Raw genomic sequence first — 12661 nt, forward strand, 5'->3', positions numbered from 1 at the left:
TCCGCCCAGGTGGATCCGGGAGAGGATGGTCGCTACCGATCGGTATCCCACGGCAAGGAGGTGCGGCAGATGCGCGAACGGACCACCCGCGGCGCCCGGACGCCGGCGCGGATCAGCTGGCCGATCCTGCAGCGTCGCGAGGAGGACCGGGCCGTCGCGGTCGTCGCCGAACACCGGTGGAGCGTCGCGCTCGTCGGGGCCCCCGGCCTCGGCAAGAGCTCCGCGGCCCTGCGGATCACCGACCGCGTCGCCGGTCGTGACGCCTCCGGCCGGACGCTCGTCGTGCCCATCACGGCCGTCGCCGCCAGCCGGTCGATGCCGTTCGGTGCGGCGTCGGAGCGCTTCGGCGAGCTGCCGGGCTCCCTCGCCGAGCTCGTCGGCGCGGGCGGGGCCGAGCAGCGCCTCCGCGAGAGCGAGGAGCTCACCGACCGCGACGTGCTGCTGCGCGTGGACGACGCCGACCACCTCGACGCGATCTCCGCACGCTACGTCGCGTGGCTCGTCCGCGAGCAGGGTGCCCGGCTGGTCCTGACCTGCCGCGACTTCACCGCACTCCCCGAACCGCTCCGGGCCCTCTGGCAGGACGACCTGCTCGAACGCATCGACCTCGAGCCGCTCGACCTGCACGAGACCTCGACCCTCATCGCGCGGGCGCTCGGAGCCCAGCTCGAGACGGCGTCGGCCGAACGCGTGCACCGGGCCACCGCCGGCAACCCGCTCTACATCCGCGAGGTCGTCCGGTCGGCGCTCGCCTCCGGGGCGCTCGACCACACCGCCACCGGGTGGTACTGGCGTGGCCGGGTCACCGCCTCGAACAGCCTCGCCGACATGTACCGCACCGAGCTCGGGTCGCTGCCGGAGGACCTCCGCGACGTCGTCGACATCGTCGCCCTCGCGGACCCGATCCCGCTCGCGCGGCTGATCGGGCTGGTGAGCGGCGGGGACGTCGACCGCGTCGTGGCGCTCGGCCTCGTCCGCATCGACGCCCTCGAGGACGGTGCCGCCGTCGTCCGCCCGTCGCACCCCCTCGTCGGCGAGGTCGTCCGTGCGCTCGTCCCGGTCGCCCGCCGCACGGCGCTCTTCGCCCGCGCCAACGCCTTCCGCACCGACCGGCCGGAGGGCGCGCCGCCCGCCGCCCGGCTCCGTGCCGCGCTGTGGTCGCTCGAGTGCGGCGTGCTGCCCCCGGTCGACCAGCTCCTCGACGCCGCCCAGGTGGCGGTCGGGCTGCAGGAGCACGAGAGCGGGATCGCACTGGCCTCGGCCGCCCTCCGCACGACGCTCAGCCCGTGCGAGCGGGTCGCCGCGCACTGCCTGCGGTCGCTCGCACACTCGTACAGCACCGGGCGCGAGGCCGGTCGCGCCGACGCCGAGGCCGCGTGGGCCGTGGTGTGCTCGGCCCCGACCGAGGTCGACGACCACGCCGTGATCGAAGCGTGCGAGACGCTCGCGAACATCCGGCAGTTCCACGACGACGACGTCCTCGCCGCGGTCGCCCTCACCGATGCCGCGTCGCGGCTCGTGGGTCCGGACGCCGCCGAACGGCTCCGCCTGCTCCGCCTGGCACACCTCGGCTGGGGCGGCCGCTTCGACGAGGTCCGCGACGAGCTCGAGCGCTCCGGCATCGTGCAGGCGGCGACGGTGCCGTTCGCGTTCCTCTGCCTCGCGCCGTGCGCCGTGATGGCCCTCGCCACCGCCGGTCGGCTCGACGAGGCCCAGGCCTTCGGCAGGGCGTGCCTGGCGACCGCGGTCGAGCACCTCGAGGACGCCCCGTGGAGCGTCGGCGAGATCGTGTCCGTGCTGCACCAGCTGCAGGTGTGGCGGGGCGACATCGCCGACCTCATCACCGAGGTCCCCGTCCGCCGGTCGAGCCCGTACCTGAAGTACGACTTCACGCTCGAGCTCATCGGCGAGGGCAACCTCGCACTCGCCCAGCGCCGGTGGGACGACGCCGTCGCGGCGTTCTCCGCGGCCTGCGAGCGCTACGACGTGGCCGATCACGGCGGCTTCGCGGCCTACCCGTGGGCACGGCTGGCGATGTCGTACGCCTACGCCGGTCGCGGCGAGGAGGCCTCGGCGGCGCTCGAGCGCGCCCGGGCGACGCCGCTCCGGGCGATGCGGATCATCGGCGACCAGGTCGCGGTGACGATCGCGTGGACCGAGGCGGTGCTCGGCAACCCGGCGGGCCTCCGGCACGCGGACGACATCATCGAGCGCGGGACGGCCAGCGGGTCGTGGACGCACGTGATGTACGCGCAGACCCTGCACTACACGAACGACATGCTGAACGGGCGCGACTCGGCGGCGTCCCTCCTGCGGATGCGCGACGCCGCCGCCCGCGTGGACGGCCCGCTCGCCGGAGCGATCGTCGAGTACGCCGAGGCGGTCCGCACCGACGACCGGACCCGGATCATCGCGGCCCAGGGGGTGCTCGCGTCGCACGGGATGGCGGTCTCGGCCGGCCGGGTGAAGCCGCCGCTGACGAACCGCGAGTACGAGGTGGCCGAACTCGCGTCCCACGGCCTGAGCAACCGCCGCATCGCGGAGACCCTCGGCCTGAGCGTCCGCACCATCGACGCGCACCTGTCCCGGGTGTTCACGAAGTGGGACCTGCACGCCCGCACGGAACTCGCCGAGCTGCTCTGATCGGTCGAGTCCGCGGGCCTTCCGGCGCCGCTGCGAGCCGCGGGTGGGTTGCGGAATGCAGCACGACTCGCCGGAACGGTTGACAGGATGTACGGAATGTCGCGTACCTTGGAGCCTGTCGCCGGGTTCGGACCCGTTCGGGTCGGGTCCGAATCCCGGCGACTTCTACGGTAGCCGCCGGGTCGGTGACGTCACATCAGTAGGTACTACCTAATTCGCTGAGGCCGTCTAGGTACCCGAGTCCTCCTGTCCAGGAGGCGCGGGGCGGGCTGGCACCGTCCCTCCCGTCCGACACACGCGCCCGTCTCGGATCCGTCTGCGATCCCGCGACCGCCTCGTCTCCGTGCCGTCGCTCGGCCGGCCGTCTCAGACGGCCAGGCGCACCGGCAGGAAGTCCGTGAGGTCCGCGCGGGAACCGGACGCGCTGACGCGCGACTGCGCGACGGCCTCGTCCCAGCGCAGCTCGCCGGTGGCGAGCGCGAGCCAGGTCGTCGCGTCCGTCTCGACCACGTTCGGCGGCGTGCCACGCGTGTGCCGGGGTCCGGGGACCGCCTGGACGGCCGCGAACGGCGGGACGCGCACCTCGACGCTGTTCCCCGGGACGTCCTCGGCGAGGCGCTGCAGCGACCACCGCACGGCGGTCGCGAGGGTCGGCCGGTCGGTGGCCCCCTGCTGCACGGCGGTGAGCGCGGCCCGTCCCGCTGCGTCCTCGATCCTCCTGGGTGGCATGTCCACAGGCTAGCCGCCGCATCGCAACGGGCGAGTCGGGATCGGTAGGGTGATCGGGTGCGAATCCTCGTCCTCGGTTCCGGTGCCCGCGAGCACGCGATCATCACGGCCCTCCTCGCGGAGCAGGCCGGTCACGTCATCACCGCAGCGCCGGGCAACGCCGGCATCGCGGCCGACGTCGAGACCGTTTCCATCGACCCGACCAACGGTGCCCTCGTCGCCGAGTACGCGCTCGAGAACGGCGTCGAGCTCGTCGTCGTCGGGCCCGAGGCGCCGCTCATCGCCGGCGTCGCCGACCCGGTCCGCACGCGGGGCATCCCGGTGTTCGGGCCGAGCAAGGCCGCCGCGCAGCTCGAGGGCTCCAAGGCGTTCGCGAAGCGGATCATGTCCGAGGCGGGCGTCCCCACCGGTCGACCCGTGTACGCCGGAACCGTCGACGAGGCCGTCGCCGCGATCGACGAGCTCGGCGCCCCGCACGTGGTGAAGGCCGACGGACTCGCGGCCGGCAAGGGCGTCCTCGTGACCGACGACCGCCAGGCGGCGATCGACCACGCCACCTACTGGCTCCAGCACGGGCGCGTCGTGGTCGAGGAGTTCCTCGACGGCGAAGAGGTCTCGCTCTTCTTCCTGAGCGACGGGCACGACGTCCGGCCGCTCAGCCCCGCGCAGGACTACAAGCGCCTCGGCGACGGTGACGTCGGACCGAACACCGGCGGCATGGGCGCATACTCGCCGCTCCCCTGGCTCGCCGACCGCTGGGAGTCCGAGCGGGCCTTCGTGGACGAGGTCACCGACCTCGTCGCGCTCCCCACCGTCCGCCGACTCGAGCACGAGGGCACGCCGTTCGTCGGCCTGCTCTACTGCGGTCTCATCGTCACCGAGCAGGGCGTCCGGGTGATCGAGTTCAACGCCCGCTTCGGCGACCCCGAGACGCAGGTCGTCCTCCCCCGCCTGGCGACCCCGCTCAGCGAGCTCATGCTCGCCGCAGCCACCGGGCAGCTCGGCTCCACGCCGGACCCCGTGTTCCGCGACGACGTCGCCGTCACCGTGGTCCTCGCGAGCGAGGGCTACCCCGAGAACCCGAAGACCGGCCGTCCGATCACCGGCATCGACCAGGCGAACGCCCGCGCGGGCGTCTCCGTCGCACACGCCGCCACCGGGGTGCTCGACACCGAGCTCGTCGCGACGGGCGGGCGCGTGCTGAGCGTCGTCGCCACCGGGGCCACCTTCGCCGAAGCCCGCGACCGCGCGTACGCCGGCGTCGGCGACATCGTGCTCGAGGGCGCGCAGTTCCGCACCGACATCGCCGCGAAGGTCGCCCGATGAGCGCGGCGCCCGTCCTCGACGGCTGGCAGCACGTCTCCTCCGGCAAGGTCCGCGAGCTCTACGTCCCCACCGGCACCGCCGACGTCGCGAGCGCCACCGAGCTGCTCCTCGTCGCGTCCGACCGTGTGAGCGCGTACGACTTCGCCCTCGAGCCGCCGATCCCGGGCAAGGGCGAGATGCTCACCCGGCTGTCCCGCTTCTGGTTCACCCGGCTGGCCGACGTCCCGAACCACCTCATCGCCCCGTCCGCCGGCGGGACCCCGGTGCCGGCGTCGGTCGCCGCGCGGTCCATGCACGTGATGCCGCTGACGATGTTCCCGGTCGAGTGCGTGGTCCGCGGGTACCTCGTCGGCAGCGGGTGGGCCGAGTACCAGCAGTCCGGCAGCGTGTGTGGCGTCCCGCTCCCCGACGGGCTGTCGAACGGGGACCGGCTGCCGGAACCGATCTACACGCCGGCGTACAAGGCACCGCAGGGCGAGCACGACGAGAACATCTCGTTCGAGCAGACGGTCGAGCTCGTCGGACCCGAGGTCGCGTCGCAGCTGCGGGACCTCTCGCTCCGCGTCTACTCCGAGGCGGCGGCGATCGCGCTCGACCGCGGGGTGGTGATCGCGGACACGAAGTTCGAGTTCGGGCAGGATGCGTCGGGGCTCGTCCGGATCGCCGACGAGGTCCTGACGAGCGACTCCAGCCGCTACTGGGACGCCCGGTCGGGGAACCGGACGGAGTCGTTCGACAAGCAGATCGTGCGCGACTGGCTCAGCGCGAACTGGGACCGGCAGGGGACGCCTCCGGTGCTGCCCGAGGCGATCGTGTCGCGGACGGCCGAGCGCTACCGCGAGCTCATCGAGCGCCTGGGCGCGTAGGGGTCGCCCCGCCGCGCCGCAGGGCCGTGGGGCCTCGCCGCCGCGGCCGGCCGCCCGTCACGCGACGAGCGGGCACAACACGCCGCTCAGGTCCGCCGAGGGAGCACAATGTGCCGCCCGCCGGCGCCGAGCGCGACAGATCGTGCACTCTCGGCGCACCCCCCGGCGCCGCGCCATGGGCCCGGCCGGCCGCGCGACCGCCGGGCGTGAGGCGCGAGGCCAGGCCGAGCCGCGCCTCCAGGCCGCCCGCGCGCCGGAAGCCGGCGCGAGCGGGCGCAACACGCCGCTCACGTCCGCCGAGGGAGCACGATGTGCCGCCCGCCGGCGCCGAGCGCGACAGATCGTGCACTCTCGGCACCCGCCGGCGCCGCGCGTGCCCGCGCCGGCCACGCGACCGCCGGGCGTGAGGCGTGAGGCGCGAGGCCAGGCCGAGCCGCGCCTCCAGACCGCCCGCACGCCGGAAGCCGGCGCGAGCGGGCACAACACGCCGCTCACGTCCGCCGAGGGAGCACGATGTGCCGCCCGCCGGCGCCGAGCGCGACAGATCGTGCACTCTCGGCACCCGCCGGCGCCCCGCGTGCCCGCGCGACCGCCGGACGCGAGGCCCGAGGCCAGGCCGAGCCGCGCCTCCAGACCGCCCGCACGCCGGAAGCCGGCGCGAGCGGGCACAACACGCCGCTCACGTCCGCCGAGGGAGCACGATGTGCCGCCCGCCCGCGCCGAGCGCGACAGATCGTGCACTCTCGGCACCCGACAGCGCCGCGACCCGCCGGCGCCCCCGCGACCCGCCGGCGCCGAGCGCGACAGATCGTGCACTCTCGGCGCACCCGCCGCCGGCGCCCCGCGCCGGCGCCCGCGCCCCCGCGCCGGCACCCGCGCGCCCGCGCCCGCGCGTCAGTCGCGCGCGACGACGACGACCGTCAGGTCGTCGCCCGGGTCGTGCGTCACCGCACGCGCCCGGATGCGCCCGAGGAACACGTCGAGCTCCGGGGCGTCCCGCCACATCGCCCCGAGCGCACCGAGGGACGCGAGCGTCGAGTCCCACAGCTCGAGGGCCCCGTCGCTGACGACGATGAGCACGTCCCCGCGCTCGAGGTCGAGCGTGCCCGTGACCCGCTCGGCCCCGACGGGGTGCAGGCCGATCGGCAGGTCGAACGAGCGCAGGACGCTCTCGGTGCCGTCCGCGTGCAGCTGCAGCACGAGGCCGTGGCCCGCGTCGGTGAACTCCATCCGCCCGGTGGCGGGCGTCAGGCGTCCGTGGAACATCGTCGCGAACGACTCGGCACGGCTGAGGTCCGGCCCGACCTGCGCCTCGAGTGCGGCCACGGCCCGGTCCGGGGCCTCGGAGCTCCGGGCGAGCAGGGCACCGCGGATGGTGGCGGCGAGGAGTCCCGCGGACATCCCCTTGCCCATGACGTCCGCCACGGTCAGCGAGAGGGTCGCGCCGTCGAGGTGCCAGTCGTGGAAGTCGCCGGACACGACGCCGTGCGGCAGCGACATGCCCCCGACGCGGTACCCGGGCAGCGTGACGCCACCGGGCTCGAGGCCGGCGAGCACGGAACGGAGCCGGTCCTCGTCGGCGCCGGCGGCGAGCTCGCGCTCCGCCCACACGCCGAGCTCCTCGAGCAGCGCCAGCTCGTCGTCGTCGAGCGTGCGCGGCGTCGGGTCGATGAGGCAGAGCGTCCCGACCTTGACGTCGGCGTCGCCTGCACGGAGCGGCACCCCGGCGTAGAACCGCACGTTCGGGTCGTCGACCACCATCGGCATGTCGGAGTAGCGGACGTCGGCGCGGGCGTCCGGCACGACGACGGGTCCGTCGACCGCGAGGGTCCTACCGCAGAAGGTGTCCTGCAGCGGGATCGTCGGGCCGAAGGCGGTGTCGCTCTGCTGCGACTTGATGAAGACGTCGGACTCGCGTGCGAGGTTGAGGAACGAGCCGGAGACACCGAAGGCCTCGCGCGCGATCCGTGTGATCCGCTCGAAGCGCTCCTCGGGCCCGCCCTCGACGACGTCCAGGGCTGCGAGCAGCGCCGCCCGCCGGACGGCGTCCGTCGCGGGGCGGTCGGAGACGGCGGGCTCGTGGTGCATGCACCCACGCTAACGCGCACAACGGACAGTGACCGTCCCCAGAACGGAGGACGTGTGTCGCCCGTGACAGATGTCACGCCGGATCCGTGACGCACCGCAGAGGGAGCGGGGACCACTCCCCGGCAGGCTCGGAGCCATGAACGACACACCGGTCATCCAGCTCCGCGACCTCCGCAAGCGCTTCGGCGCCGTGGCCGCGGTCGACGGCGTCGACCTGACGATCCGTCCGGGCGAGGTCGTCGCCCTCCTCGGCCCGAACGGCGCCGGCAAGACCACGACGGTCGACCTCGCGCTCGGGCTGTCGACGCCGACGACCGGCGAGGCCCTGCTCTTCGGCGAGGAGCCCCGCGCCGCGGTCGTCTCCGGCCGGGTCGGCGCGATGCTCCAGGGCGGCGCGCTCCTGCCGGACATGACGGTCCGCGACGCGGTCGCCCTCGTCGGTGCCGCGCACCGTCGCCCGATGCCCATCGACGAGGCGCTCCGCCGGGCGCGGTGCTCCGACATCGCCGGTCGTCGCATCGCGAAGCTGTCCGGCGGGCAGCTGCAGCGGGCCCGGTTCGCGGTCGCGGTGGTCTCCGACCCCGACCTGCTCGTGCTCGACGAACCGACCGCGGCGATGGACGTCGAGGCCCGGCACATCTTCTGGTCGTCGATGCGGGACTTCACCGACGCGGGCCGCACCGTCGTGTTCGCGACCCACTACCTCGACGAGGCCGACACCTTCGCCGACCGCATCGTCATCATGCGCAGCGGCCGGGTCGTCGCCGACGGCACGCCGGCCGAGATCAAGGCGATCGCCACCACCCGCACCCTCCGGTTCGCGGGTGTGGGCGCCGACGCGCACGCCGCGTTGCGCGCGCTGCCGGGCGTCGTGGGCCTGGAGGCGCGGCGCGACGCCGTCACGCTCCGCTCGGACCGCAGCGACGACACCCTTCGCGCCCTGCTCGCCGCCCACCCCGAGGCGCACGACGTCCAGGTGGTCGCCTCGACCATGGACGACGCCTTCCTCGCCCTGACCGCCGACCCGGCGCCCACCGCCACCGCTCCCACCGCCGCTCCCGAAGGAGTCCTCGCATGACCACCGTGACCACCTCCGGCCGGCTGCCGCTCGGCTACGTGTACCTCGAGACCAAGCGGCAGCTCCGCAACGTCCGCGCGATGGTGTTCACCTTCGCCGTCCCGGTGGTCATGCTGCTCGTGTTCGGCTCGGCGTTCGGGTCCGTGACGGACCCGACCACGCACCTGCAGTACCTCGTCGTCACGACCCTGCAGATGGCGTCCTACGGGGCGATGATGGCCGCGTTCAGCCAGGCGTTCGCCATCGTCAACGAACGGTCGATCGGCTGGAACCGGCAGCTGCGCGTGACGCCGCTGTCCGGGTGGGCGTTCATGGTGTCGAAGGTGATCGCCGCGATGGCCTTCGCCGCGATGTCGATCGTCGTCACGGTGGTCGTCGCGACCGTCGTGCTGCACGCGTCCCTCGACCCGTGGCACTGGCTCGCCGCCGGGTTCGGCATCTGGTGCGGCGTGGTGCCGTTCGCCCTCATCGCGATCCTCATCGGGCAGTTCGCGAAGCCGTCCTTCGCCCAGCCGGTGTTCATGGTGGTGTTCATGGGCATGTCGATCCTCGGCGGGCTCTGGGTCCCGCTGTCGGTGATGCCGAGCTGGATGGGGAGCGTCGCGCACCTCATGCCCTCGTACTGGCTGAACCGGATCGGACAGATGGGCGCCGGGGCGACCGGGTCCGCCGGCATGACCGAACCGGCGCTGGTCCTCGCCGCTTGGGCGCTCGTCCTCGGCGCGGTGATCGCGTGGCGCTACCGCCGCGATGCCGCACGAGCGTGACCGAGCGTCCTACGCTGGCACCGATGTCAGAGGCGACCAACACGACCGAGGTGCGTGGTGCGGGGAACGCACCGACGGGCTCGCGAGCTCGCCCGCGCTCGTTCCCGTGGGCGGTCCCGCCCGGCGCGAGCGACGACGACATCCGGATCGGCCGGCGTCGCTGGTACGCCGGGGCGGTGTTCGGCCTGCTCTGGCAGGTCCTCGAGGTCATCGCCGTCTGGAACGACGGCCGGAGCCTCCGGGCGCACGTCGTCTCGACGATCGCCCTGGCGGTCCTCTACGCGGCGTACCTGTTCGCTCCGGAGCTGATGTGGCGCCGGAGCCTGCGCGGCCGGGTCGTCGTCCTCGCGGGCGTCGCGCTGCTGGCCGGGCTGCTGCTGCTCGTCGTCGGGCCGCTCGCGATCTGGACGTGGCTGCTCGTCGCGGCACTGTCGGGCTTCGTCGCCGAACGGTTCTGGGTGGCGGGATCGGTCGTGCTCGCGATCGTCGGTGCGCAGTTCCTCGTCGCGCTGGGCACGGGGTGGGACCAGGCCGTGGACAGCGGCATCCTGTTCGCCCCCGTGATCACCGTCTCCGTCGGTGCATCGATGCTGTTCTTCGGACGACAGCGCGAGGCGGAGCAACGGCTGGGCGTCGCGCAGGACGAGATCACCCGGCTCGCCGTGGTCGAGGAGCGCGCCCGGTTCTCCCGGGACCTGCACGACGTGCTCGGCCACTCCCTGACCGTGGTGGCGATGAAGTCCGAGCTCGCCGCACGACTGGTGGACGTCGACCCGATCCGGGCCAGGACGGAGATGCAGGACGTGGAACGGCTCTCCCGCGAGGCGCTGCAGGGCCTCCGACGCGCCGTCAGCGGGTACCGCGAGGCCGACCTCGACGCGGAGCTCGTGTCGGCGCGGGCAGCCCTCGCCGCGGCCGGGACCGACGCGTCGCTCCCGCACGACGGCGACGCCGCGGCCGACGACGTCCGGAGCCTGTTCGCATGGGTCCTCCGCGAGGGCGTCACGAACGTCCTCCGGCACGCTGCCGCGAGCCGGGTCCGGGTCACCCTCACCCGGACGGCACTGACGATCGAGGACGACGGGACCGGGGTGCTCGAGGCGTCCGCCGCCGTGACCCCGGGGAACGGGCTGCGTGGGCTCCGCGAGCGGGCCGACGCCGTCGGGGCGACCCTGACCACCGGCACGAGCGACCTCGGCGGCTTCCGGCTGCGGGTCGAGAGGAACCGACGATGACCGACACCATCCGGGTGCTGCTGGCCGACGACCAGGCGCTCGTGCGCGGGGCCCTGGCGTCCCTGCTGTCGCTCGAGCGCGACATCGAGGTCGTCGCGCAGGTGGCCCGGGGCGACGAGGTGCTCGAGGCCGCGCGGTCCTCCGGCGCCGCGGTCGCACTGCTCGACGTCGAGATGCCGGGCGCCGACGGGCTAACCGCGGCTGCCGCCCTCGCCCGCTCGCTGCCGTCGTGCCGATCGCTCATCGTCACGACGTTCGGCCGCCCCGGGTACCTCCGCCGTGCGCTGGAGGCCGGGGCCGCGGGCTTCGTCGTGAAGGACACCCCGGCGGAGCAGCTCGCCGACGCCGTCCGCCGGGTCGCGGGCGGCTTCCGCGTGGTGGACCCGGTGCTCGCCGCGGAGTCCCTCGCCGCCGGCCCGTCCCCGCTCACCCCGCGGGAGACCGACGTGCTCATCGCCTTCCGCACGACGCCGACCGTGGCGGGCGTCGCCGGCTCCCTGCACCTGTCGGAGGGCACGGTCCGCAACCACCTGTCGTCGGCGATCGGCAAGACCGCCGCCCGCAACGCCACCGAGGCGCTCCGGGTCGCCGCGGACAACGGCTGGCTGCTCGGGTCGGCCTGAACCGCGGCGTAGCCTGGTGCCCGTGCTCCGACGTGTCCTCCCCGTGTTCGCCCTCGGTGCGGCCGCCGTCCTCACCCTCGCCGGCTGCGGCGCACACGACTCCACCGGCCAGGTGTCCGTCACGGTGTCGTCGAACGCGGCGGACCACGCCTACGAGGTGCAGGTCTTCACCGCCGAGACCGGCAAGCTCTCCGAGCACCAGCGGGTCTTCCCCGGTGGGACGGCGGACTTCGCCGGCGTGCCCCTCGGCACGGTCCGGGTGCGGGCGGACGACCTCTGCCCGCAGGAGACCACCGTCACGGACGGCGAGGTCGCGACCGTCACGCTGACGACGACGGGCTGCTGACGCACCGGAGGCGCGGTGCGGGTCGGACCCGCACCGCGCCTCCTGGACGGATCCCGGCCGTCAGGCCTCGGACCGGCCCGAGCGCCGGAGCGTCTCGTGCGGGCTCTCGCCGAACCGTCGCCGGTACGCCGCCGCGAACCGCCCGAGGTGCGCGAAGCGCCAGCGCCGTGCGACGTCGCGGATCGTCACGATCCCACCCCGTCGGGACGTGAGCTCGAGGTGCACCCGGTCGAGCCGGACCTCGCGCAGGTAGCGCATCGGCGTCACGGCGAGTCGGCGGCGGAACAGGTCCTGCAGCCCGCGCTCGCTGAGGTCCGCACCAGCAGCGATGTCCGCGACCTCGAGGTCTTCGCCCGCGTGCTCGTGCACGAAGCGGATCGCGCGACGGAGCCGGTGCTCGACGTCGGAGCGGGACCGGGTGAACGTCGAGAGCACGACCGTAGCCACCCGCCGGTCGAGCGCGGCCCGCTCAGCAGGGTCCAGGTCGGCGTCGAGGATGCGGTCGGTCACCTCGCGCAACAGGGTCAGCAGGGGCTCGACGCCCGGGTCGGCCGCGTCCGGTTGCACGAACTCGGACGGCTCCTCGGTGTCGCCGAGCATCGCGGGTGCGATGTGCAGGAGCGTCATCGCGGTCGCGTCGGTGTCGAACGCGTAGGCGACCGGTGCGGACAGCATCATCGGGCGTCCGGGTCCCACGTCCCACTCGCTGCCGTCGTCGGCGGTGAGGGTCGCCCGGCCGTTCGCGAGCACGAAGACGACGTGGTCCGGTCGTGGTCCGATCGTGCCGGACTGCGGGCCGCCGGTGCGGATCTGCCGCAGGGAGACGTGCTCGTCGCCACCGGACCGGTAGTCGAACGCCTGCTCGTCCGGGGCCGCCGGTCCGGACGCCGCCTGGTCGGACGCCGGGCGTTCGGACACGTCGTGGTCGGAGGACGTCACCCGTGCCTCCGTTCGACCTTC

11 protein-coding genes are annotated in these 12661 nt (G+C 74.2%); 8 read left to right on the forward strand and 3 right to left on the reverse strand.

Going from position 1 to position 12661, the window contains the following annotated elements; all coding sequences use genetic code 11:
• Positions 1 to 69: 69 nt before the first annotated feature.
• Positions 70 to 2643: a LuxR C-terminal-related transcriptional regulator gene (locus ACQXVK_RS02780; RefSeq protein WP_430852598.1), complete on the forward strand. Its 2574-nt coding sequence runs from the start codon at positions 70 to 72 to the stop codon at positions 2641 to 2643.
• A 366-nt stretch (positions 2644 to 3009) separates the two neighbouring features.
• On the opposite strand, the gene ACQXVK_RS02785 is transcribed toward ACQXVK_RS02780, so the two are convergent.
• Complete coding sequence (locus tag ACQXVK_RS02785) at positions 3010 to 3372, reverse strand: sterol carrier family protein (protein WP_031261651.1); 363 nt, start codon at positions 3370 to 3372, stop codon at positions 3010 to 3012.
• 57 nt (positions 3373 to 3429) lie between these two features.
• Between ACQXVK_RS02785 and purD the strand changes: the two genes are divergently transcribed.
• A complete protein-coding gene (gene purD, locus ACQXVK_RS02790) occupies positions 3430 to 4698 on the forward strand; it encodes a phosphoribosylamine--glycine ligase (RefSeq protein ID WP_430852599.1) in 1269 nt (422 codons plus the stop codon).
• Positions 4695 to 5564, forward strand: a complete 870-nt coding sequence (locus ACQXVK_RS02795) for a phosphoribosylaminoimidazolesuccinocarboxamide synthase (protein ID WP_430852600.1) — start codon at positions 4695 to 4697, stop codon at positions 5562 to 5564. Before purD ends, ACQXVK_RS02795 begins: the two co-directional genes overlap by 4 nt.
• Before the next feature lie 894 nt (positions 5565 to 6458).
• Here the strand turns inward: ACQXVK_RS02795 and ACQXVK_RS02800 are convergent.
• Positions 6459 to 7652, reverse strand: coding sequence for a PP2C family protein-serine/threonine phosphatase (locus tag ACQXVK_RS02800; RefSeq protein WP_402265098.1), 1194 nt, complete (start codon positions 7650 to 7652; stop codon positions 6459 to 6461).
• 136 nt (positions 7653 to 7788) lie between these two features.
• On the opposite strand from ACQXVK_RS02800, the gene ACQXVK_RS02805 reads away from it, so the two are divergent.
• The 5 genes from ACQXVK_RS02805 to ACQXVK_RS02825 are packed head-to-tail and all read left to right on the forward strand — an operon-like array spanning position 7789 to position 11701.
• Complete coding sequence (locus tag ACQXVK_RS02805) at positions 7789 to 8730, forward strand: ABC transporter ATP-binding protein (protein ID WP_430852601.1); 942 nt, start codon at positions 7789 to 7791, stop codon at positions 8728 to 8730.
• Positions 8727 to 9497: an ABC transporter permease gene (locus tag ACQXVK_RS02810; protein WP_430852602.1), complete on the forward strand. Its 771-nt coding sequence runs from the start codon at positions 8727 to 8729 to the stop codon at positions 9495 to 9497. Before ACQXVK_RS02805 ends, ACQXVK_RS02810 begins: the two co-directional genes overlap by 4 nt.
• A 23-nt stretch (positions 9498 to 9520) precedes the next feature.
• A complete protein-coding gene (locus ACQXVK_RS02815; protein WP_430852603.1) occupies positions 9521 to 10732 on the forward strand; it encodes a sensor histidine kinase in 1212 nt (403 codons plus the stop codon).
• Positions 10729 to 11355, forward strand: coding sequence for a response regulator transcription factor (locus ACQXVK_RS02820; protein WP_022906115.1), 627 nt, complete (start codon positions 10729 to 10731; stop codon positions 11353 to 11355). The genes ACQXVK_RS02815 and ACQXVK_RS02820 overlap by 4 nt, the downstream gene beginning before the upstream one ends.
• Before the next feature lie 22 nt (positions 11356 to 11377).
• Positions 11378 to 11701, forward strand: coding sequence for a hypothetical protein (locus ACQXVK_RS02825; RefSeq protein ID WP_148286873.1), 324 nt, complete (start codon positions 11378 to 11380; stop codon positions 11699 to 11701).
• A gap of 60 nt (positions 11702 to 11761) precedes the next feature.
• Here ACQXVK_RS02825 and ACQXVK_RS02830 read toward each other — a convergent pair whose 3' ends face one another.
• Positions 11762 to 12640, reverse strand: coding sequence for a helix-turn-helix domain-containing protein (locus ACQXVK_RS02830; protein WP_430852604.1), 879 nt, complete (start codon positions 12638 to 12640; stop codon positions 11762 to 11764).
• Between the last annotated feature and the right edge of the window lie 21 nt (positions 12641 to 12661).

The sequence above is a fragment of the Curtobacterium sp. AB451 genome (genome assembly GCF_050585845.1).
Lineage (GTDB): Bacteria > Actinomycetota > Actinomycetes > Actinomycetales > Microbacteriaceae > Curtobacterium.